This is a genomic window from Pseudonocardia sp., from assembly GCF_029263155.1.
Classification (GTDB): Bacteria; Actinomycetota; Actinomycetes; order Mycobacteriales; family Pseudonocardiaceae; genus Pseudonocardia.
In genome coordinates, this window is sequence record NZ_JAJCYB010000032.1 from 19,007 (window position 1) to 39,048 (window position 20,042).

The window sequence follows — 20,042 nt, forward strand, 5'->3', positions numbered from 1 at the left end:
GGGGTGGATGGCGCGGGCCCAGCGGCCCGCGGTGCGGGCGGAGACCAGGAACTCCCCCGCCGCGTCCTGCACCGACATGCCGGCCGCGATCGCGGCCCGTCCGGCCTCGGCGACCTCGGCGCGCGATGCGTTCACCGGCCGCTGCGGGGTCCGTGGCCGCGGGAGCCGGCCCCGCCGACGACCACGGCGCCGGGTCAGCTCGTGACGGCGTTCGTGCTCGGTCATCCCGCCCGCGATGCCGTCCGGCTGGTGGGTCAGCGCCCAGGTCAGGCACTGCTCCCGCACCGGGCAACCTGCGCACACGGTCTTGGCGACCGACACCAGCGCCTCGAACTCCGGACCGGCCACCGCGGTCGGGAAGAAGATCTCCGAATCGACCGACCTACACGCTGCGCGGTGCCGGAAGTCCTCCGGCCGCACGTGGCCGCCGATCGGCTCGCGTCGGGTCGTCCTCGTCGCCGGGGCGCTCATCCCACGGCTCCCGAACCCTCGGTCAGCGGCTCGGATGCGGCTCCGACCGTGGACAGGAAGTCCGCGACCAAGTCAGGCAGACCGGCCCCGGCCGGGGTGCCGATGAACAGCACCAGGCCCAGCAGCGCGAACACGATCGCCCCGCCCGCGACCCGGGCCTTCGCACAGATCGCCGCGCCGACGACGGCGAAGAAGATCAGCAGTCCGACGGTCCCCATCACGCCACCCCGCCCGGAAGCTCCACGTTCGCCGCGGCGATGCGGGCGAGCGCGGCGATCTGGTCGTGGCGCCACTGTTCGGTCCAACCGCCCAGGTCGACGCAGCGGCCCGTGACGAGCACGTCGTCGACAAGTCGGTCCAGCACCGCCCCGGGCACGACGTAGCGCCCGCCGATCTTGAGCCCAGGGAACGTTCCGTTGCGGAGGTGTCGGTACAGCGTCGACTCGTCGAGCCGGAGGATCTCGGCGGTCTCGGCCGCCGTGTAGAAGGACGGCCGCTGGACGGCCGGCTGGTCGGATCGGTTGTTGCTCACTGCTCGCTCCTCGGGTTGTTCTGCCACTCCTGCATCTCGGTGCCCGTGCATCTCGCCGTCTCGCTCTCTGCCAGTTTCACACTCAGTTTGAGCGTAGATTGATAGTTCGTCAACGGTGTTCTACGCGCGACCTACGCGCGGCTGCGCGCTCTAGCTACTCTCGGCAGACCTCGACCCGGGAGAGCACATGAGCCAGGACTGGCCGGCTGTCGGCGCGGCGATCCGCGCCCGACTGGACGACCGCGGCATGACGATGACGGAGCTGGCCACCCGCTCCGGCGTCTCGCTCACGACGGTCCGCGAACTGGTGCACGTGCTCAACGAGCGCCGGCGGCAGCCACGCACGCTGGCGTCGCTGTCGAGCGCACTCGACTGGCCTGCCGATCACCTCGGCGCTGTCCTCCGTGGCCGCTCGACCGACGACATCCCGACCGACGACCTGGCCGCGATCCGACGCGACCTCCGTGACCTGCGTCACCGCGTCGAGGCGCTGGAACGCGAGAACGGCACTCCCTCGTAGCTGTGGCATCTCTCGCCTCCTGTCGTTTCGGGCGCCGGGCTGTCCTTCACAGGAACCAGCCTGGATGTCCGGAACCGCCTCCAACAGGGCGCAGTAGGGGGCACACTTGCGCACAGGGCGCAGGTCAGGGAGGTGAGCGGTCGTGCCGACGAACGAACGCCTCGTCGCACTCATGACCGAAGCCGGCTTCCTCGACGGACGCGGTGAGGTCGGCCGGAAGAGGTTCGCGCGGGCCGTCAACGACTCCGCGGCCGGGCGCGCCGCGGGGAAGCGGTTCAACCACACCTACGTCAGTCGCTGGCTGTCCGGCGTCTCCCCCCGGGACGACGCGACCCGCGACGCGATCCGGGAGGCCCTCGCCGTCCGGCTCGGCCGGCGCGTCTCGCCCGACGAACTCGGGTTCCGGTCGACGCTCTCCTTCTCACCGGACGTCGGCCTCGCCTACCCCTACCGCCCTGACGACGGCGTGAGCAGCGTCGCCGAGCTGCTCGAAGCCGACCTCGCGGGAACCGCCGCTCTCAGCAACGCCCCGGCCAACGTCGGGGCCTGGCACGACGCCTCGATGGCGTGGCTGGTGGACGCGCAACAGCAGCTCGGTTCGGGCTCGGGTCCGAAGAAGGTCGGCGCGTCCGACGTCGAGCGGTTACGCACGATGCGATCAACGTTCGACCGCATAGACAGCACCTTTGGCGGCGCACACGCGCGCAACGCCCTCGTGCAGTACCTCCGCGGCCAGTTGCCTCTGCTGCTACGCGCGCAGGGTACCGCCAAGGTCCGAGCGGCCCTCTTCTCCGCAGCCGCCGAGTCGACGCAGCTCGCCGCTTGGATGTCGTACGACGCCGGACACCATGGACTTGCGCAGCGCTACTTCATCCAAGCCCTCGGGTTCGCCGACGCCGGAGAGGACCGCCTGCTCGCGGCGAGCATCCTCGACGCAATGAGCCACCAGGCCAGCTTCCTCGGCCGGTACCGGGAAGCGGCGAACATGGCCCGTGCGGCACGACTCGGGACGGAATCCACCGGCGTCGCGATCCTGACGTCGCACTTCTACGCGATGGAAGCGCGCGCACTCGCTCGACTCGGCGACGCGACGGCGTGCGACTGGGCGATGGGCGCCGCGATCGAGCATTTCGAGCGGCACACTCCGGGCGACGGACCCGCATGGCTCGACTACTTCGACGACGCTGAGCTTGCGGCAGAGCTGGGTCACTGCCACCGCGACCTCGGGCGCCCGGATAGAGCGATCGAGTTCGCGACGCGCGCCCTCGACTCGGCGTCCGGCGACTACGTCCGGAGCGACTTCTTCGTGGCGATGGTTCTCGCCGACGCGCACCTCGATCGCGGCGACATCGACGAGGGATGCCAGATCGCTGCGCAGGCGTTCGCCGTCGGTGAGGGTCTGGAGTCGGCGCGTTGTCACAGCTACGTCACCGAGTTCCGAGAGCGGCTTGCGCGTCATGGGCGACTGCCGAGCGTTCGCGAATTCGCCGCTAGCGTTCGCGAGACGCGGATGTGGTCACGAAGTAGGAGTTCGCTGCGGTAGCAGCGTCTCGCAAGCTGACATGGCCATCCGATGCCGCGTTGAACTTTTTGATTTCAAGCGCGATCGCTTAGGAGTAGCCGCGCATACCGTTAGCGATCTTGTCGCTCTCGGCAAGAAGCTCATTGAGCGCTTCCGCTTGCGCTTGAATAGAAAAAGCTTCCGATGTGTCATCGGCGACCGATTGCGCGGGTGTTTCAGAGCTGCTTAGCCGCCGCCTGAGCTCCAACTCTTCCCGCGCTTTTTCGGCGGCGTGCGCACGGTCACGGTCTCGCTGATCGAGCTGCTCTGCCGCATTCAGAACCTGCCGGAGACGCAACTCGATCTCACCAAGCGAGGAGACCGCCTGGTCGAGGTCCCGACGCTTGGCATCCACCAGTTCGCGAAGCGAATCGTGCGACGCGGCTCTCGTTATGTCGATCTCAGCGGCAGCGAGAGAAGTTGCGGTCAACACCGAGCGCCAGAGCAACCCGGGAATCAACCTATCTCGATCCACCAGACCTGTTTTCCACGATGTTGTATGAGTAATCTTTTCGACAAGCTTCAGCAGGTCCCAGGCTCGAGTCATTGATCTATCGATGCGGAGAATGTTGCCACCAACCCTCCGTTGGGCACCGTCAACCCTGATGCGAATCGACACAAGAAGCAGAAAGAAGGCAGCGACGGTCCCTAGTACGAAGGTGGCGATTAGGGGTATGATCCCTGCGCCTCTCATCCCCAATGCGACTGTCAGGCCGATACCTGCGATGAGAGGAATTGCGAACATGCCCCGCGTAAAGCGCTCGCTATCCAGTCTGCCGTCTGAACTCACCTCTTCACCTGGGCGAAGCGCGTAAGGCTCACACACCACATAGTGAGTCTCGGATATGATCCGGAACCGTGCCATTGAAGGAAACGGGCGATACGTCTCCAATTGTGGAGGGATATTTGACACGCTGACCGCCTCCGACTACTCGGTGATACTCGCACCCCGACAATATATGCAAGCTGCACCTACCGGCAAGCACCGGCCTAAGCTTTCAGTTCATCAAAGCCTGCTCCTCGCTCGCGATCGTCCACTGCGCGCCGACGGAGTACAGGGCGCCTACGACGTCGCTACGCGATGGCTGCGCGACCCTGGACACCGCCAGCGCGACGAGCAAGGCGGCCAGGACAAGGGACCCGGGAAGGTGTGGGCCGAATCCCCGAGGTGTGGGCTCAAGTCCTATCCCACGTTAACTCTCCGGAAACGGCAAGGAGCGACGCCAGACGTCGCGTAGAAACGCGGAACTGTCCGACAAACGTGGCGCCGACTCGGATCCTCAGCTGCCGGCGGCCAGAGCCTTTAGTGGCTCTTCACGATTGAGGGTGTAGTCGCGGTCTGAACCCGCCGGTCTCGAGCAGGCTCCTGGCGATGTAGTTGGTCAGGTTCCGGAGGCCCAGGGCGGAGCCGCGCAGGTGCTCCAGGCGCCCGTTCACCGCCTCGGTCGGGCCGTTGCTGGTGCCGGGCCGATCAAAGTACGCGAGCACGTCCTGGGCGCGCTTCTTCAGCGTCCGCCCGAGCGTCCGGAGCTCGGTGAGCACGGCCGGGACGCCAGCCCTGAGGCTGGTGATGAGGTTGCTCATCGCCTGCCGGCCCTGTGCCCGGTCGGAGTGCCGGTAGGCGCCGATCATGCGCTGGTAGACGCCCCAGGTGGCCTCGACCTGGACGTGGTCCTCGACCCCGAACAGCGCGGTGAGCCGCTGACGCTGGCGGTCGGTCAGCAGGTCGGCGCCGGTGTGCAGGGTGCGGCGGGCGCGGTAGAGCGGGTCGTCCTTGCGCCCGCGGTGCCCGTGCAGGTCCTGCTGGACGCGCCGTCGACAGCGGTCGAGCGCGTCACCGGCGAGGCGGACGACGTGGAAGGGGTCCATCACCGCCGTCGCGGTCGGCAGCTGTTCGGTGGTGGCGGTCTTGAACCCGGTGAACCCATCCATCGCGACGACCTCCAGCCCGTCGCGCCAGGGCCTCGGCCGGCTCGCGAGCCAGGTCGTGAACGCATGCTTGGAGCGGCCTTCCACCATCGCCAGCAGCCGTGACGGGCCCGTCTTGTCGCGGACGGGGGTGAGGTCGATGACGACGGTGACGAACTTGTCGCCGCGGCGGGTGTGGCGCCACACGTGCTCGTCGACGCCGATGACCTTCACGCCGTCGAAGCGGGTCGGGTCGTCGAGCAGGACGCGCTGGCCCTCGGCGAGCACGGCGTTGTTGGCGGTGCTCCACGACACGGCCAGGGCCTCGGCGAGACGCGCGACGGTGAGGTGCTGGCAGACCAGCCCGACCAGCGCCCATCGCAGCGCCGTGCGGGTCAGCTTCGCCCGCGGCTCGGCGGCGCGGCTGGTGTCCTCGCGCCACACATGCTCGCAGCCAGCGCACCGGTAGCGGCGGATCGACAGCAGCAGCGTCGTCGGCCGCCAGCCCACCGGCTCGTGCGCCAGGCGACGGGTGACGGTGTCCCGCGGGCGACCCTCGCAGCCGCAGCGCCGGCACCCAGCGGTCCGCCTCCTCGACCGCGTCGTCGGCGACCCGGCAGGCCAGCACCGCCCGATCCGGTTGGAGGTGCTGGCCGACCACCACCAGACCCAGCTCGTCGAGGCGGCAGAACGTCGTCACATCAGGGGTCGCGAAGGTAGCGTCAGGCATGTCACGGTCTTCCTAACTAGCCTTGAGCCTCTCAGGGATTTGTCATACGAACCCCCTCAAGCCATCGACCGCGGGCGGCTCGGGAGGAGAACGAAACATGACCGCAGCCGGTAACAAGGTCCAAGACCACTACGCCAGCGAGGGCATCGCAGCCCGCATCCTCGCTGCGCTTAGGGCGGCAGGAGGCAGCGAGGCGGGCCCGATTACGCCCGACGCGCTCGCCCCACTCGACCACTTCCACGGCCGGGGGCTGAAGGCGACAAAGGAGATGGTAGCGCTCCTCGAACCCCTCTCCGGCGAGCGCATCCTCGACATCGGCGGCGGGATCGGCGGACCGGCGCGGTGGACCGCGACGCACTTCGGTTGCCACGTGACCTCGCTCGACCTGACGCCGGAGTTCTGCCGCGCGGCGGAGGAGCTGAATGCCGCGACCGGCCTCTCGGATCGCGTGCGCGTGGTGGAGGGCAGCGCGACCGATCTGCCCTTCGAGGACGATGGGTTCGACCGAGCCTATTCCGAGAACGTGGCGATGAACATCGACGACAAGCGGCGCTTCTATGCCGAGGCGCTTCGTGTGCTTCGCCCCGGCGCGGTGTTCGCATTCTCCCATTACGGAGCCGGGCCGAAAGGCGAGCCCGACTACCCGCTGCCCTGGGCGGCAGGGCCGGGCACGAGCTTTTTGTGTTCGCCCGAGGAGACACGGGAGCAAGTTCTCACCGCAGGGTTCGAGATCGTGATCTTCCGGGACAAGACGGAGGAGGTCCTGCCGGACTTGCGGGAGAACCGCCGGCGGTTGGAGGAACACGGGCTGCCGCCGCTGGGGCTGCAGACGCTCATGGGCGAGCGGATTGGAGAATCTCAGATCAACACGGCCCGGAGTGCGGACGAGGGCCGTTTGAGCGTACTTGAGGCCCTAGTCCGCAAGCCGGCCTAGCTAGGTGGGCAGTGTCGGAGCTCCCATCCTCGGGAGGCCTCGACCTCTACCCGGGCACCGACGCGCCGACCCCTCCGCGCTCCAGCCGTCCGCCGTCTACACCCTCAACTGGGAAGAGCCCCTTTAGTACGCGCCCCAGTCACGTCTGCTTGAACCCGTCCGAATCGCCGCTACCCTCTTTCGGGCCTCCGCTGCGATACTGGACGAATCTTCGGCCTTTCTGCACAGCCACGTTGTCATCGCAATCTCACGCATATCAGCAAGTTCGCCATAGCCGGGCCAGGACATCAGATCGTATCCGTACACGTCCACGAACTCCACGTACTCGTCGCGCGTGTGCCAACCGAGTCGATCGTAGAACAATGCGGTCTGAACGAGATCCCATTCGCGCGGGCCGGTGGAGAAACTGTCCAGGTCGATCAGGACCGCACGGCCCTCGTCGTCGACCAAGACGTTGCCCACGTTGGCATCGCCGTGCACGAGACCGGAGGGCAGGACGAACGGGAGCGACGGAAACCGCGAGCGTGCCCATTCGAGCCTCTCACGGAGGAACCGAGCATCAGCGCGAGGAATCGCGGCAAGGTTCGGGAACGGCTCGCCCTGCGCTCCGAAGGGTTGAAGTACCGGAAGAGCCAACGTCGGCGGCAGGTCGAGGTCGTGGAGCCGTCGTGTCAGTCTCGCAACATCGCGGATCGGGGCGTAGCGGGTCTCAGGAGCGATCGACTCCCAGAACGTCACGACCCGGCCCTCGGCGTCGACGGGCTGCTCGACGTCGAGCGCGCGAGTCGCGGGGTAGTCGATATCTCGCAACCAGCGGGCGACGTCAATCTGCTTCTGCGCGTTCTCGCGGTGGGCCAGCGACGGCGCCACCCGCGCGATGGTCGCCGCGTCCACCCTGAACACCGCATTGGAGCCGATACGGATCAGCTCGGCGTAGCCGTGCGGGAGCCCGACCTGTTGACACGCAAGTGTCAACGCCCGACGGGCCGTGCTCTCCGTGAGCGCTTCGCTGGAGCTGGTCGCGAGTTCGGCCATATTCGGCGCTGTCCCCACCTTCGGCTCGACCGGGAAGCGATCGTGCCTCAGCGTACGCGCGGATCGTGCCGGGTCGCCGGGCCTACGAGCGGTCGACCGGACGAAGGACGGGCATCCGGCCCCCGATGACGCCGGCTGCCGCGGTGTCGGCCGAACCGACCCAGGCGGCGTAGTGGCGCAACGTCGTTGTGCCGTCGCCATGCCCCAGCCGGCCGGCCACGGTGCGCAGATCCACGCCCGCGGTGAGCAGCTCCGTCGCGGAGTAGTGCCGCAGCTCCTTGAGCATGGTGTCGACGCCAAGCTTGGCCACGAGGCGCCCGTAGCGACGAGTGAGCGACGCCGGGTCACGTGGGCTGCTCAGGTCCGGCTTCGCGGAGAACACCCACGTGTGGTCCATCAAGGAGACGCCGAGCAGCGCGAGCCGGCCTGCGCATTCTTCCCGGTGCTGCCGGAGCAGCTCGACGGTCGGCGCGTCGATCGACACCCGCCGCATCTGGTGCGACTTGGTGTCCTTGAGGACCATGCCGTCGTTCGTCCGGACGTAGTTCTCGTCCAGTCGCACGACCCCGGCGGCCAGGTCGATGTCCTCCCACTGGAGTGCGACCACCTCGCCCCGGCGGGCGCCGAGCACCGCGGAGAGCCAGACGTAAAGACCCCACTCGGCCGACGAGGTCCAGGCGGCCTCCACGATGCGGGCCATCTGCTCGCTCGTCGGCGGGCGCGGCTGCGGGCGTGGCTTGGCCGGCGGCCGGACCGACGGCATCGGGTTGAAGCTGATCCATCCCCACCGCACGGCGGCGCTGCACGCGCCCGACAGGATGGCGTGGATCGAGCGCACGCTCGACGCGGCGTAGGGCTTGCACACGTGCGGTTTGCAGCCGGCGGCCGCGCAGTCGTGCGGCCCCTTCTCGGCGTGGCGCTCAACGAACGGCTTGCCGTTGCACAGCGCCCTGCACTTCCGGAGCCGGCTGTAGAGCGTCTCCAGCCGTTGCGATGCGTCGCGCACGAACAGGACCAGCGGGACATCACCGATCGCCGGAACGATGTACATCCGGATCTGCGACTCGTAGGTCATGCGCGTCGTCGCGTCGATCTCGTGCTGGGCCATCCATCGCTCCAGCAGTGCCCCGACGGTCGCGCGGGTGCGAGCGACCTTCAGCTCGTCGGCGTCGGCCAGCATCCTCGTGCGGAGCTTCTCCGCCGCCTTGAGCGCCTCACGTTCGGCACGAGGATTGCCCGGGGTCTCAATCGGGACGCTGTCGGTGAGGATGATCCGCTCACCCGTGCTCGGGTCTTCGCCGGCAGAGACACGCACCTGCACGCGGTCGCGCATCCGGCGGATGTTGCCGCGAGATCGGGCCTTCGCCGGCTCGGAGACAGCGGTCATGACGCGGAAGCTAGCAAGGTTCGTGGATCAGACCGTGGATCGAGATCAACTAGCCCAACCGAGAATGATCTAGCCCTGACCGTTCGTGCTGGTCAGGGCTAGTGTGACGATGGTGCGCCCGAAGGGATTCGAACCCCCAACCTTCTGATCCGTAGTCAGATGCTCTATCCGTTGAGCTACGGGCGCATGATCTTGAGTTGTACTGCCTCAGCCTAACAGCCGAGCCAGGGCGGAGGCTCCGGGATTTGAACCCGGGATGGGGGGTTACCCCAAACCGCATTAGCAGTGCGGCGCCATAGACCAGACTAGGCGAAGCCTCCCGAAGCCGTTCGACGGTCAGCCTACAAGACCCGCCGGACGGCCTCACGACCCCCCGGCCGCGAGAGCCAGGAAGGGGGCCAGTGCGTCGGGGTTCTGCAGGGCGCCCCTGCTCACGGCGCGGTCGGGGGCCACGCCGGCGAGGATCTTCTTGACGGGCACCTCGCACTTCTTGCCGTTGAGGGTGCGCGGCACGGCCTCCACGACGACGAACCGGTCCGGCACGTGGCGCGGCGACAGCTCGGAGCGCAGCGCCTTGCGGAGGGCGGGTTCGACGTCCTCCAGCGACGCTCCGGGCGCCAGCACGAGGAAGCACAGCAACGCGCCCTCGTCCTTCGCTCCGAGCTCGGTGGTGTCGATCACCAGTGCGTCGGCCACCTCCTCGAAGGCCTCCACCACCGCGTAGAAGTCGGCCGTACCCATGCGGACGCCACCCCGGTTGAGGGTCGAGTCGCTGCGACCGTAGATCACGTACGAGCCGCGGGGGGTGTGGCGGACCCAGTCGCCGTGGCGCCAGACGCCGGGGAACTCGTCGAAGTAGGCCTCGCGCAGGCGAGTGCCCTCGGGGTCGTTCCAGAACATCACCGGCATCGAGGGCGTGGGTTCGGTGATGACCAGCTCGCCGACCTCGTCGGCGAGCTCCTCGCCCTTCTCGTCGTAGGCGACGACGCGGGCGCCCAGCGCGGCGCACGAGATCTCGCCCATCCAGACGGGGACGTTCGGCGCGGAGCCGACGAACGCCGCGCACACGTCCGTGCCACCGGAGACCGAGCAGATCTGGATGTGCTCACCCACCGCGTCGGCGACCCAGCGGAAGCCGTCCTCCGACAGCGGCGCGCCGGTGGAGCCGATGGCGCGCAGCCCGGAGAGGTCGAACTGGTCGCGCGGGCGCAGCCCGGCCTTGAGCGAGGCCTGGATGTAGGGCGCCGACACCCCGAAGTAGGTGACGCCGTGCCGCTCGGCGAGCTGCCAGAGCGCGCCGAGGTCGGGGTGGCCGGGGTTGCCGTCGTAGAGCACCACCGTCGACCCGACGAGCAGGCCGCCGATCAGCAGGTTCCACATCATCCAGCCGGTGGTGGTGAACCAGAAGAACCGCTCGCCCGGGCCGAGCTCCATCTGCAGGCCCAGCGCCTTCATGTGCTCCAGCACGATGCCGCCGTGGCCGTGCACGATGCCCTTCGGTAGCCCGGTGGTGCCGGAGGAGTAGAGCACCCAGAGCGGGTGGTCGAACGGCACCGGCTCGAACTGCAGCGGGGCGGGCTCGGCCGTGAAGTCGGCCCACGACGTCGTGCCGTCCAGCGTGGCTCCGTCCTCCACGTACGGGATCAGGACGGTCTGCCGCAGCGTCGGCAGCTGCTCCTGCAGGGCGGTGACGTTCTTGCGGACGTCGTATCGCTTGCCGCCGTACACGTATCCGTCGACGGCGACGAGGACCACCGGCTCGATCTGTGCGAAGCGATCGTGCACGGCGCGGGGCCCGAAGTCGGGTGAGCAGGACGACCAGATCGCGCCGAGACTGGCCGCGGCGAGGAACGCGACGAGCGTCTCGACGGAGTTGGGAGCCAGCGCCACGACCCGGTCGCCGACGCCGACGCCGGCGCGCACGAGGCCGGCGCGGGCGCGGCCGACGGCGTCACGCAGCTCGGCGTGGGTGACGGTGCGCTCCAGGCCGTCCTCGCGGGCGAACAGCAGGGCGACGTCGCCGTCGGCCCGACCGGGTCCGCCGGTCAGCGCGTGCTCGGCGTAGTTGAGGGTGGCGCCGGGGAACCACTGCGCACCCGGCATCTCGCGGGAGCCGAGCACCGCCGTCCGCTCGCTGTGGAAGCGCACGCCGAGGAACTCCGCCACCGCGGACCAGAACCCGTCGAGATCGTCGACCGACCACCGCTGCAGCGTCGCGTAGTCGGGGGCGTCCACGCCGCGGTGCTCGCGGACCCACGCGGTGAAGGCGGCGAGGGGGCCGGTGTGGTCGGGATCGGGAGCCCACAGGACGGCGGGGGCCTCGGCGGCAGACATGCGGGCCAGCATGCAATCCCGTGCCCCGGTTGCGCCAGTGGCGGTGCCACACACCACCGGCTCGGAAGATGGACGTGATCGACGGGCGAGGAGTCAGGGTGACCCCGACTCGCGCGCACGCAAACCCCGACTCGCGGGGTGGGTGTCAGCGCAGGTGCGAGTCGAACCAGTTCAGGGTCCGCTGCCAGGCGTCGGCCGCGGCGTCCGGGTCGGCGTCGAAGCGGTAGCCCGTGCGGGGGTAGACGACGAGGTCGGTGGCCTGCTCGGACTTCGCGGCGGCGTCACGGAGCAGGTCGATCTCCCCGGCCCGCTCGCCCTCCGCGTCCTCGCCGTAGATGCCCAGCCACGGGCAGGTGAGGCCGGGGGCGGCGTCGACGAGTGCGGGCAGGCCGCCCGCCGGCGTGTCCACGATCCCCTCGCCCGCCACCGTGACCGCCGCGCCCAACGTGCGCTTCGCCGCGACGAGGAGCGCGACCGACCCACCGAGGTCGAACCCGATCACGCCCATGCGGTCGGAGGCGATGTCGTGGTCGGCGAGCCAGCCGAACGCGGTGTCGGTGTCGGCCATGACCTGGCCGCCCTCGAGCCGGTCGACCTGCTCCTGCACCTGGCCGTCGTCGCCGTCGAGGACGTCGGCACCGTCGCGGTGGTAGAGATGGGGGGCGACGGCGAGCCAGCCGTCGCTCGCGAGGCCGCTGACCAGGCCGCGGACGGTGTCGGTGACGCCGCGCGCCTCGTGCAGCACCACGATCCCGCCGCGGACCGAACTCACCGGGCCCGCGATGGTGAGCCGCAACTCGCTGCCGTCGACCAGAGGAACGGTCTCCGTGCGGATGTCGGTCATTCCCACAGCGTGGCATGACTGTTCCGATCGGACCTGACCGGGCACCTTATGGTGACGAGCGTGACGACGATCCGCCCCGACCTCGACGGCCTACCCGCCTACGTCCCCGGCCGCGCCGTCCCGGGAGCGATCAAGCTGGCCAGCAACGAGGTGCCGCTGCCGCCGACCGCGCCGGTGCTGGCCGCGATCGCGGAGGCCGCGGCGGGGGGCAACCGCTACCCCGACCTCGCGACCGTCGCACTGACCGCACGGCTCGCGCAGGCACTGGGCGTCGACGCGTCCCGGATCGCGACCGGCTGCGGCTCGGTGAGCATCTGCCAGCAGCTCGTACAGGCCACCTGCCTCGCGCCCGGCGACGAGGTGCTCTTCGCCTGGCGCTCGTTCGAGGCCTACCCGATCGTCACGCAGATCGGCGGGGCCACGGCCCGGACCGTGCCGCTGGACGGCGACCTTCGCCACGACCTCGACGCGATGGCCGCGGCCGTCGGCCCGCAGACGCGACTGGTCATGGTGTGCAGCCCCAACAACCCCACCGGCACCGTCGTCACCCGCGCGGAGATGGAGCGCTTCCTCGCCGCCGTCGGCCCGGACGTGATCGTCGCGCTGGACGAGGCCTACCACGAGTACGTCACCGACCCGGACGCCGTCGACGGCCTCACGCTGCTCGACGCGCACCCGAACCTCGTGGTGCTGCGCACGTTCTCCAAGGCCTACCGGCTCGCCGCACTGCGGGTGGGGTACGCGATCGCGGCGCCGGAGGTGGCCACGGCGCTGCGCAAGGTGTGCGCGCCGTTCAGCGTCAGCTCGGTGGCGCAGGCCGCGGCGATCGCGGCGCTCGACGACGCCGACGCGCTGCTCGCTGCCTGCCCCGAGGTGGTCTCCGAGCGGGTGCGGGTGCGCGACGCGCTGGTCGCCGCCGGCTTCCGGGTGCCGCCGTCGCAGGCCAACTTCATCTGGCTGGCCCTGGGTCAGCTCACCGCCGACTTCGCCGCCCACTGCCTGGAGCACAAGGTCATCGTGCGGCCGTTCCATCCGGACGGGGTGCGGGTGACGGTGTCGTCGGTCGTGGAGAACGACGCGTTCCTCGCGGCGGCGTCGGCCTTCGCGCCCTGACGAGCACCCCTCCCGTCAGGGCAGGAAGACAGCAGTCGCGCGGCTGCCGTCTCGCCACCGGATCGGCGCGGCCCGGCAGACAGCTGCCGAGGGCGGTCGCACCCGTCCGACCCGCCACCGGTCGGGCACGGCGGAGACCGCGATGTCTCACTCGATCGAGCCGTGGCCGGTCCGGGTTGATCGGCGCTTCGGAACCCGGAGCCGCACACGCCACGCCACCCGGTTCCAAGACGACGATCATGAAGCTTCGCGACGCCCCGCGCTGCAGGTTCACGGACCGCGCCGGCACCCGGATCGACATCCCACCGTGACCCGGGTGTGCGGTTCAATGGACGCCGTGAGCTCCTACCCGCCGTCCGAGCCCCCGCCATCCGGATCGTGGCCCCCGCAGCCCCACGGAGACTCCGGCGGGATCGTCGGCGCCGACGACCGCAACTGGGCGGTGGCCGGGCACATCGGCAGCATCCTCACCGCGTGGGTGGCGCTCGGCCTGATCGCGCCGCTGATCGTGCTGCTGGCCCGCGGCGGCACGTCGGCGTGGGTACGCAGGCACGCCGTCGAGTCGCTGAACTTCCAGATCAACGCCGCGGTCTGGGGGATCATCTGCTGGATTCTCGTGATCACCCTCGTGCTGAGCCCGCTGGCGCTGGTCTACGTGATCTTCTACCTCATCGTCGTGATCACGGCGACGGCACGGGCCTCAGCCGGTCGGGAGTACCGCTACCCGTTCACGGTCCGCGTCATCAGCTGAGACGCGAGCGGCCCGGCCCCACCGTGGGGCCGGGCCGTCGTGTGGACGGGGGTCGTCAGCTGCGGACGCCGCGCCGACCGTAGATGCCGGCGACGACGGACACGCCGATCGCGGCCACGATGATCTGGATGATCAGTTCGATCCAGTCGATGCCGTTCGTGTCGGCGACACCGAAGGCCCGGGCGATGAAGGTCCCGATGAAGGCGGCGACGATACCGACGAGGATGGTCAGCCAGATCGGGATGTTCTGCTTCCCGGGTGCCACCAGCCGGCCGACGAAGCCGAGGATGGCACCGATGATGATGGCCTGGATGATGTTGATGATCACTGCGGTCTCCCACTTGTAGGGCGAGCCGAGCCCCTCACGACCCGCGTGGGCACTGGATAGCACGACCCGGCCCCGGCGGACGCCACCGAAAGGCGGAACCACCCCGAAGCGTTACCCGACCGATGACACCCGTTCAGCCCCCGGCCTCCCACACTGGTATCACGGCTCCAGGACGTAGCCCGCGCCGCGGACGGTCCGGATCCGCTCCGGCCCGATCTTGCGCCGGAGGTAGGAGATGTAGACCTGCACGAGGTTCGCCGACGCCGGTTCGGACCACACCTCGCGCGCGAGGCGGTCAGGGGCCACGACCTCGCCGGGCGCGGCCAGCATCGCCATCAGGAGCGCGTACTCGGTGGGCGAGAGCGACACCTGCTGCCCGTCCACCGCGACGTCGCCGAACTCGGTGTCGACGACCAGCTCGCCGTGCCGCAGCACCGCGTGGTCGATCGCCGGACCGAGCCGCAGCCGTAACCGGATGCGCGCGGCCAGCTCGTCGACGGCGAACGGCCGGAGCAGGTAGTCGTCGCGGTCGCCGCGCAGCAGGCGCAGCAGCGCGGCTCGGCGCTCACGCGGAGTGACCGCGATGACCGGCACGTTCGGCGCCTCGTGCTGCACCGCCGCGAGCACCGCGGACTGGTCCGGGCCGGGCAGTTCGACGTCGAGGACGACGAGCGCGGGGTCGCGGGCGCGGACGGCGTCGAGGACGCCGATACCGTCCCCGACTGCGCTGACACTGACCCCGTCGGAACGGAGCGAGCGCAGCACGGAGGCTGACGCGGCCGTGGGAGGCAGCGCCAGCAGGACGTGATCTGCGGGGGGCGCAGGCATACGCGCATGCGGGATCACAGGCACGTACGTGGACGCACCCCCCGGGGGAGCAGCGGGGAGCATCGCGGGTCACTGTAGCCCCATCCCGGGGCGCAATAACAATCCGCTAACGGAGCGAAATCACCCCTTCGTGATCCGGTCGTGACGCAGAGCTGAGAACTCTGCTGGGCCGAACGGAGCACCGATCCCCGCCGAAGGGCGCGAAAGTGGACGATCCGGCGCGTCCTGGCGACCTGTGGGCGCCCGCACGCAACCCGCGCTCTCAGGTTCGCCGATGACCGGGTGGGATCTTCCTAAGGTCCCCCCATGCCACGGAAACCCTCCGCTGCGATCCCGCGTTCGGAGACCACCGCCGAGCTGATCGCCCGGATCAGCGCCGAGCGGGACGCTCCCCCGTCGCCCGGCCATTCCTCCGCGGGCCGCTCGCGGGCCGGCGTCCTGGACGCCCCCGAGGTGACCCGCCGGCCGACGACGCGGGGCGCCGGGCTGCCCCGCCAACGCAGTGCAGCCGACACCCGCCGGTCGCGAACCGCCGAAGAACGGCCGAAGCCGCCCGCACTCCCCCGCCCGCGCGACGCCGGGCGCGTGACCGACCTCCCGACCCGTCCCGATCGCGATCGCCCCGACCGCGACGTCCGGACCGGACCCCCGAGCGGTCGCCGGGCGTTGCGGAGCGTGGTCGCCGATGACGTCGATCCCGGGCCCGAGCCCGACGACACCCCGACGGTGGTCATCGGCTACCTCGAGCCGATCGCACCGCGGAAGCGCAGCCTCGCACGCCGGTTCGCGGCACCCGCCATCGCGACCGCGGCGCTGATCGGCATCAGCATCGCGATCGCGCAGGGCTTCACGTTCCCCGGCTACACCGACCCCGCCGACGCGACGCCGGCCGTGCTCGTGGACGCGCCGGCGCCGGACCCTGCCCCGACCGGGCCGACCGTGCCCGCGCCCGCGGACTCGGCCCCCGCCGACCCGGCGGCCGAGGATGCGGGCGTCGCCGAACCGGCCGACGAGCCCGCAGCGGATCCCCAGTCCGACGTGACCGTGACCGACGCCGCGGTGCCCGCGGACGACTACTCCTACTGACCGCCCCCGATCCCCGTAGCGGATCCTCGTCCCGCCCGGCGCTCCCCACCGGGCGGGACGAGTGCGGTCAGACGCTGCGCTTGGTGTGCGGGCGCGGGGCCCGCCCGTGACGCGTCGGATCGGCCTGCGGGCCGGCGTGTCGGGGTCGGCCCCCGAACGTCGCGGGCGCATCGGCCTTGCCCTTGGCCCTGCTGCGGCGGGCGGCCCGGTTGAGCGGGACGTCGGGCTGCTCGGGCTCGGTGGGCTCCGGGTTCTCGGACGTGCCCTGCTCCGACATGTGGATCTCCTTCTGGGATGGGCGGACTGAGCGCGCGGCGTCGGCTCAGGAGATCATCGGTCGAGAGTAGCCGGGTGGCGCGGCCGCTTCCGCCCGATTTGGCGCCAGCAGCGGCACGAGCCGCTCGGCGTGTCTCCCGCCGGTGGACAGCGACGGCGCGTGCGGCGGCAGGCGGTGGCGGCACGACCGGCAGCGCGAGCGGCGCGGCGCGGCGCGGCGGTCGACCGCGAAGTCGCGCAGATCCGGCAGGCCACCAGGTACTCCTCCCGGACGGCAGGTTCAGCAGGCGGTAGGTGGTGGCCTGCGGCAGCGTGAGAGCCGCGGAGATCCCCTTCGACGTGACGCCCGGGCCCGGCGGCGGCAGCGGCTCGGTCACGGCCCCGCCCGCCCGTCGCCCGGTGGCCCGGGTTGCCCCCATTGCAGGAAGGCCACCTTCACGCAATCCCGTTGCGTGAAGGTGGCCTTGCTGCAACTCGGCCGCGGGCGCCTGACCCGGGAGTCCGACGGACTGGCCCATGATGCCCGTCGACCACACCGGCTTCACGCTCGAGCCGGTGGGCTTCCTCGACCGCAACCCCCGACGTCCCCCGCACGGGAGGCGACCACCGCGCCTGAGGCGTACCCGATCGGCGGACACGCCGAGTTCGCCGTGTCGGCACGCCGCCCGCGTCGTCAGGGGCGGGGGTAGCGGATCAGGAGGCCGGCGTGGACGTCGGCGCCCGGGGCGGCCCGATAGCCGTGCGCCGTGTCGGCGGCCCACTCCACGTGCTCGCCGGGGCCGGCGCGCAGCGGGGCGTCCACCGGACCGGCCTCCAACGTCCCGGCGAACACGGTGATGTGCTCGGTGACGCCCGCGTGGTGGGCCGGGGAGGTCTGGGCGGTGCCCGCGGGGAGCCACAGGCGGTAGAGCTCGTAGGTGACGGGGCCGTCGTCGAAGACGCGGAGCAGCTCCACCTCGACGGCGGCGCCGCGCACCGCGCCCGGGCCGACGAGCGCGGCCAGCGGCAGCCCCAGCGCCGAGGTGACGGCCTGCAGCGTCTCCAGGGTGGGGTTGCGGGTGCCGGCCTCCAGCCCGGACAGCGTGGCCTTGCCGACGCCCGCGCGCCGCGCCAGCTCCGAGAGCGACAGTCCCCGCTCCGCCCGCAACGCCGTGACCCGCGGCCCGACCCCCGCCGCCCCGGCGGCGAGCGCCGGCCGACCCTCCGAGGACCGCGACATCCGGCTATGGTCGCACCGTTCCGTAAACGGAACGCTGTAGCGGCCCCGATCGCAGTGGGGTGGCTTCACTGCAACCGGGTCGGAGTGAAGCCACCCCACTGCAGTGCCGGTGGGGTGGGGGTGGGGAGGACGGTGTGGGGCGGGCGGTGTTGGCGGGGGTCGTGGCGGCGCTGGTCGGGTTCTCCGGCGCGTTCACCGTCGTGCTCGCGGGCCTGCGCGCGGCCGGTGCGGACGAGCGGCAGGCAGCGTCGGGGTTGCTGGCGGTGTGCCTGACCTCCGGCCTGCTGGCCGTGTGGCTGGGGCTGCGGCACCGGATGCCGATCAGCATCGCGTGGTCGACGCCCGGCGCGGCCCTGCTGATCGGTGCGGGGGCGCCGCCGGGCGGGTTCGCGGCCGCGGTGGGCGCGTTCCTGCTGTGCGGGGTGCTGATCGTCGTGGCTGGGCTGGTGCCGGCGCTGGCCCGCCTGGTGGCCGCGATCCCGTCGCACGTGGCAGGCGCGATGCTGGCCGGGGTGCTGCTGCCGCTGTGCCTGGCGCCGGTGCGGGCGGTGGCCGAGGTGCCGCTGCTCGCCGCGCCGGTCGTCGCCGTCTGGGTGCTGGTGGGGCGGTTCGCGCGCCCGTGGGCCGTGCCGGCGGCGCTGGTCGTCGCGGTGGGCGTCATCGTGGCGACCGGACCGGGGCCGGGCACCGGGTCGCTCGCCCCGGCGCTGGTCTGGACGGCGCCGGCGTTCGAGCCGTCCACGCTGGTCGGGATCGGGCTGCCGCTGTTCCTGGTCACGATGGCCTCGCAGAACGTGCCGGGGATGGCGGTGCTCGCGCAGTTCGGCTACCGCCCCCCGCTGCGGCCGATCCTGGGCACGACCGGGCTCGCCACGCTGGCCGGCGCCCCGTTCGGCGGGCACGCGGTGAACCTCGCGGCGATCAGCGCCGCGCTGGTCGCGGGTCCGGAGGCCGGGGACCCGGAGCGACGCTGGATCGCGTCGGTCAGCAACGGGGTGGCGCTCGCGGTGCTCGGCCTCGGTGCGGGGCTCGCCACGGCCGTCGTCGTCAGCTCACCGCCGGTCCTGGTCGAGGCGGTCGCCGGGCTGGCGCTGCTCGGCGCGCTCGCGGCGTCGCTGGCCGCGGCGCTCGGCGAGCCCGCGGGGCGGGAGGCCGCGGCCGTCACGTTCGTGGTGACCGCCGCGGGGACCGGGTTCCTCGGGCTGGGCTCCGCGTTCTGGGGCCTGCTCGCCGGCGCCGCGATGACCCTGCTGCACCGTCCCCCGGCCGCGGACCGCGCGCAGCGGGGGATCGGCGGCGGCGGTCGGGCCGGAACGGGGTCCACGCCGCCGTGACCCGACCGGCCCGCTCGGCCTGCCGCTGCGGGCGGGTCCACCTACCGTCGTGGTCATGGAACTCCAGCACGAACGCCGCGGAAGCGGGTCACCCCTGGTACTCGTGCACGGACTGGGCGGATCCCGGCACTCCTTCGACCGGATCGTCCCCGATCTGGCCACGCAACGGGAGGTCGTGCTGCTCGACCTGCCCGGGTTCGGCGGCACCCCGCCACTGGCGGGTGAGCCGTCCGTGGCGGCGCTCACCGACGCGGTGGCCGGGTTCCTGACCGACCACGACCTGACCGGCGCCGACCTCGTCGGCAGCTCGCTGGGTGCGCGGATGGTGCTGGAGATGGCCCGCCGGGGCATCGGGCGGCACGTCGTCGCCCTGGACCCGGGTGGGTTCTGGAACGACCGCGAGCTCAGGGTCTTCTCGGCGTCCCTGCGCGCGTCGGTGGCGCTGGTGCGGGGCCTGCGCCCGGCCCTGCCGACGCTGCTGGGCAACCCGGTGGGGCGGACCGCGCTGCTCGCCCAGTTCTCGGCGCGGCCGTGGGCGGTCCCGGCGGCCACGGCGATCAACGAGGTGGCCGGCCTGGCGGACGCACCGGGCACCGACGCCACCCTGCGCGCGCTCGTCGACGGGCCCCGACAGGCCGGGGCCCCCGCCGCGACCGCGCCGGGGCGCCTGGTCATCGGCTGGGGGCGGCGCGACCTGGTCACCGTGCCGGCACAGGCCGCCCGGGCCGCGGGCCGGTTCCCCGACGCCCGCCTGCACTGGTTCGAGCGCTGCGGCCACTTCCCGCAGTGGGACGCGCCCGCCGAGGCGACCCGGGTGATCCTGGAGGCGACCGTCGCGGCCTAGCCGTGGC

At 71.2% G+C, this 20,042-nt stretch carries 19 protein-coding genes, 2 tRNA genes and 2 pseudogenes; 8 read left to right on the top strand and 15 right to left on the bottom strand.

What is annotated here, in order from left to right; all coding sequences use genetic code 11:
- Window positions 1-204: 204 nt before the first annotated feature.
- The 3 genes and pseudogenes from Q1K26_RS05565 to Q1K26_RS05575 form a co-directional block, all read right to left on the bottom strand.
- Window positions 205-420 (bottom strand): annotated as a pseudogene (locus tag Q1K26_RS05565) (WhiB family transcriptional regulator); the annotation flags it as partial.
- A 47-nt stretch (window positions 421-467) separates the two neighbouring features.
- Window positions 468-689: a hypothetical protein gene (locus Q1K26_RS05570; protein ID WP_300008111.1), complete on the bottom strand. Its 222-nt coding sequence runs from the start codon at window positions 687-689 to the stop codon at window positions 468-470.
- Window positions 689-1,003, bottom strand: a complete 315-nt coding sequence (locus Q1K26_RS05575) for a helix-turn-helix domain-containing protein (protein ID WP_300008113.1) — start codon at window positions 1,001-1,003, stop codon at window positions 689-691. Before Q1K26_RS05575 ends, Q1K26_RS05570 begins: the two co-directional genes overlap by 1 nt.
- A gap of 187 nt (window positions 1,004-1,190) precedes the next feature.
- Here Q1K26_RS05575 and Q1K26_RS05580 point away from each other — a divergent pair, with 187 nt between their 5' ends.
- Window positions 1,191-1,523 (top strand): helix-turn-helix transcriptional regulator, encoded by a 333-nt coding sequence (locus tag Q1K26_RS05580; RefSeq protein ID WP_300008115.1) that lies wholly within the window; start codon window positions 1,191-1,193, stop codon window positions 1,521-1,523.
- A gap of 142 nt (window positions 1,524-1,665) precedes the next feature.
- Window positions 1,666-3,066 carry an XRE family transcriptional regulator gene (locus tag Q1K26_RS05585; RefSeq protein WP_300008117.1) on the top strand — a complete coding sequence of 467 codons (1,401 nt, stop codon included), beginning with the start codon at window positions 1,666-1,668 and terminating at the stop codon, window positions 3,064-3,066.
- Between the two features lie 67 nt (window positions 3,067-3,133).
- On the opposite strand, the gene Q1K26_RS05590 is transcribed toward Q1K26_RS05585, so the two are convergent.
- Both Q1K26_RS05590 and Q1K26_RS05595 read right to left on the bottom strand, forming a co-directional pair.
- On the bottom strand, window positions 3,134-3,874 hold the full coding sequence (locus Q1K26_RS05590) for a hypothetical protein (protein WP_300008119.1): 741 nt from the start codon (window positions 3,872-3,874) through the stop codon (window positions 3,134-3,136).
- 524 nt (window positions 3,875-4,398) lie between these two features.
- Window positions 4,399-5,722, bottom strand: a pseudogene (locus Q1K26_RS05595) (ISL3 family transposase).
- 97 nt (window positions 5,723-5,819) lie between these two features.
- Between Q1K26_RS05595 and Q1K26_RS05600 the strand changes: the two are divergent.
- Complete coding sequence (locus Q1K26_RS05600) at window positions 5,820-6,656, top strand: class I SAM-dependent methyltransferase (protein ID WP_300008120.1); 837 nt, start codon at window positions 5,820-5,822, stop codon at window positions 6,654-6,656.
- Window positions 6,657-6,779: 123 nt separating this feature from the next.
- Here Q1K26_RS05600 and Q1K26_RS05605 read toward each other — a convergent pair whose 3' ends face one another.
- The 6 genes from Q1K26_RS05605 to Q1K26_RS05630 form a co-directional block, all read right to left on the bottom strand.
- Window positions 6,780-7,691 carry an aminoglycoside phosphotransferase family protein gene (locus Q1K26_RS05605; RefSeq protein ID WP_300008122.1) on the bottom strand — a complete coding sequence of 304 codons (912 nt, stop codon included), beginning with the start codon at window positions 7,689-7,691 and terminating at the stop codon, window positions 6,780-6,782.
- A gap of 82 nt (window positions 7,692-7,773) precedes the next feature.
- Window positions 7,774-9,078, bottom strand: coding sequence for a site-specific integrase (locus Q1K26_RS05610; RefSeq protein ID WP_300008124.1), 1,305 nt, complete (start codon window positions 9,076-9,078; stop codon window positions 7,774-7,776).
- 110 nt (window positions 9,079-9,188) lie between these two features.
- Window positions 9,189-9,264: transfer RNA gene (locus Q1K26_RS05615), tRNA-Arg, on the bottom strand.
- A 44-nt stretch (window positions 9,265-9,308) separates the two neighbouring features.
- Window positions 9,309-9,398: transfer RNA gene (locus Q1K26_RS05620), tRNA-Ser, on the bottom strand.
- Between the two features lie 43 nt (window positions 9,399-9,441).
- Window positions 9,442-11,412 (bottom strand): acetoacetate--CoA ligase, encoded by a 1,971-nt coding sequence (locus Q1K26_RS05625; protein ID WP_300008126.1) that lies wholly within the window; start codon window positions 11,410-11,412, stop codon window positions 9,442-9,444.
- Window positions 11,413-11,557: 145 nt separating this feature from the next.
- The gene (locus Q1K26_RS05630; RefSeq protein ID WP_300008127.1) at window positions 11,558-12,256 is read right to left on the bottom strand and encodes a dienelactone hydrolase family protein; all 699 of its coding nucleotides are present in this window, start codon (window positions 12,254-12,256) and stop codon (window positions 11,558-11,560) included.
- Window positions 12,257-12,304: 48 nt separating this feature from the next.
- On the opposite strand from Q1K26_RS05630, the gene hisC reads away from it, so the two are divergent.
- Together hisC and Q1K26_RS05640 are read left to right on the top strand one after the other, a co-directional pair.
- Window positions 12,305-13,369, top strand: a complete 1,065-nt coding sequence (hisC, locus tag Q1K26_RS05635) for a histidinol-phosphate transaminase (RefSeq protein ID WP_300008129.1) — start codon at window positions 12,305-12,307, stop codon at window positions 13,367-13,369.
- Between the two features lie 337 nt (window positions 13,370-13,706).
- Window positions 13,707-14,120 (top strand): DUF4870 domain-containing protein, encoded by a 414-nt coding sequence (locus Q1K26_RS05640; protein ID WP_300008131.1) that lies wholly within the window; start codon window positions 13,707-13,709, stop codon window positions 14,118-14,120.
- Window positions 14,121-14,175: 55 nt separating this feature from the next.
- Here Q1K26_RS05640 and Q1K26_RS05645 read toward each other — a convergent pair whose 3' ends face one another.
- Together Q1K26_RS05645 and Q1K26_RS05650 are read right to left on the bottom strand one after the other, a co-directional pair.
- The gene (locus Q1K26_RS05645) at window positions 14,176-14,448 is read right to left on the bottom strand and encodes a GlsB/YeaQ/YmgE family stress response membrane protein (RefSeq protein WP_300008192.1); all 273 of its coding nucleotides are present in this window, start codon (window positions 14,446-14,448) and stop codon (window positions 14,176-14,178) included.
- Window positions 14,449-14,607: 159 nt separating this feature from the next.
- A complete protein-coding gene (locus Q1K26_RS05650; protein WP_300008133.1) occupies window positions 14,608-15,276 on the bottom strand; it encodes a response regulator transcription factor in 669 nt (222 codons plus the stop codon).
- 306 nt (window positions 15,277-15,582) lie between these two features.
- Between Q1K26_RS05650 and Q1K26_RS05655 the strand changes: the two genes are divergently transcribed.
- Complete coding sequence (locus tag Q1K26_RS05655) at window positions 15,583-16,362, top strand: hypothetical protein (RefSeq protein WP_300008135.1); 780 nt, start codon at window positions 15,583-15,585, stop codon at window positions 16,360-16,362.
- A gap of 67 nt (window positions 16,363-16,429) precedes the next feature.
- On the opposite strand, the gene Q1K26_RS05660 is transcribed toward Q1K26_RS05655, so the two are convergent.
- Complete coding sequence (locus tag Q1K26_RS05660) at window positions 16,430-16,639, bottom strand: hypothetical protein (protein ID WP_300008137.1); 210 nt, start codon at window positions 16,637-16,639, stop codon at window positions 16,430-16,432.
- A gap of 672 nt (window positions 16,640-17,311) precedes the next feature.
- Window positions 17,312-17,857: a helix-turn-helix domain-containing protein gene (locus Q1K26_RS05665; RefSeq protein WP_300008139.1), complete on the bottom strand. Its 546-nt coding sequence runs from the start codon at window positions 17,855-17,857 to the stop codon at window positions 17,312-17,314.
- Between the two features lie 134 nt (window positions 17,858-17,991).
- Between Q1K26_RS05665 and Q1K26_RS05670 the strand changes: the two genes are divergently transcribed.
- Both Q1K26_RS05670 and Q1K26_RS05675 read left to right on the top strand, forming a co-directional pair.
- Window positions 17,992-19,191 carry a benzoate/H(+) symporter BenE family transporter gene (locus Q1K26_RS05670; protein ID WP_300008141.1) on the top strand — a complete coding sequence of 400 codons (1,200 nt, stop codon included), beginning with the start codon at window positions 17,992-17,994 and terminating at the stop codon, window positions 19,189-19,191.
- 55 nt (window positions 19,192-19,246) lie between these two features.
- Window positions 19,247-20,035 carry an alpha/beta fold hydrolase gene (locus tag Q1K26_RS05675; RefSeq protein WP_300008142.1) on the top strand — a complete coding sequence of 263 codons (789 nt, stop codon included), beginning with the start codon at window positions 19,247-19,249 and terminating at the stop codon, window positions 20,033-20,035.
- The last annotated feature ends 7 nt before the right edge of the window (window positions 20,036-20,042 follow it).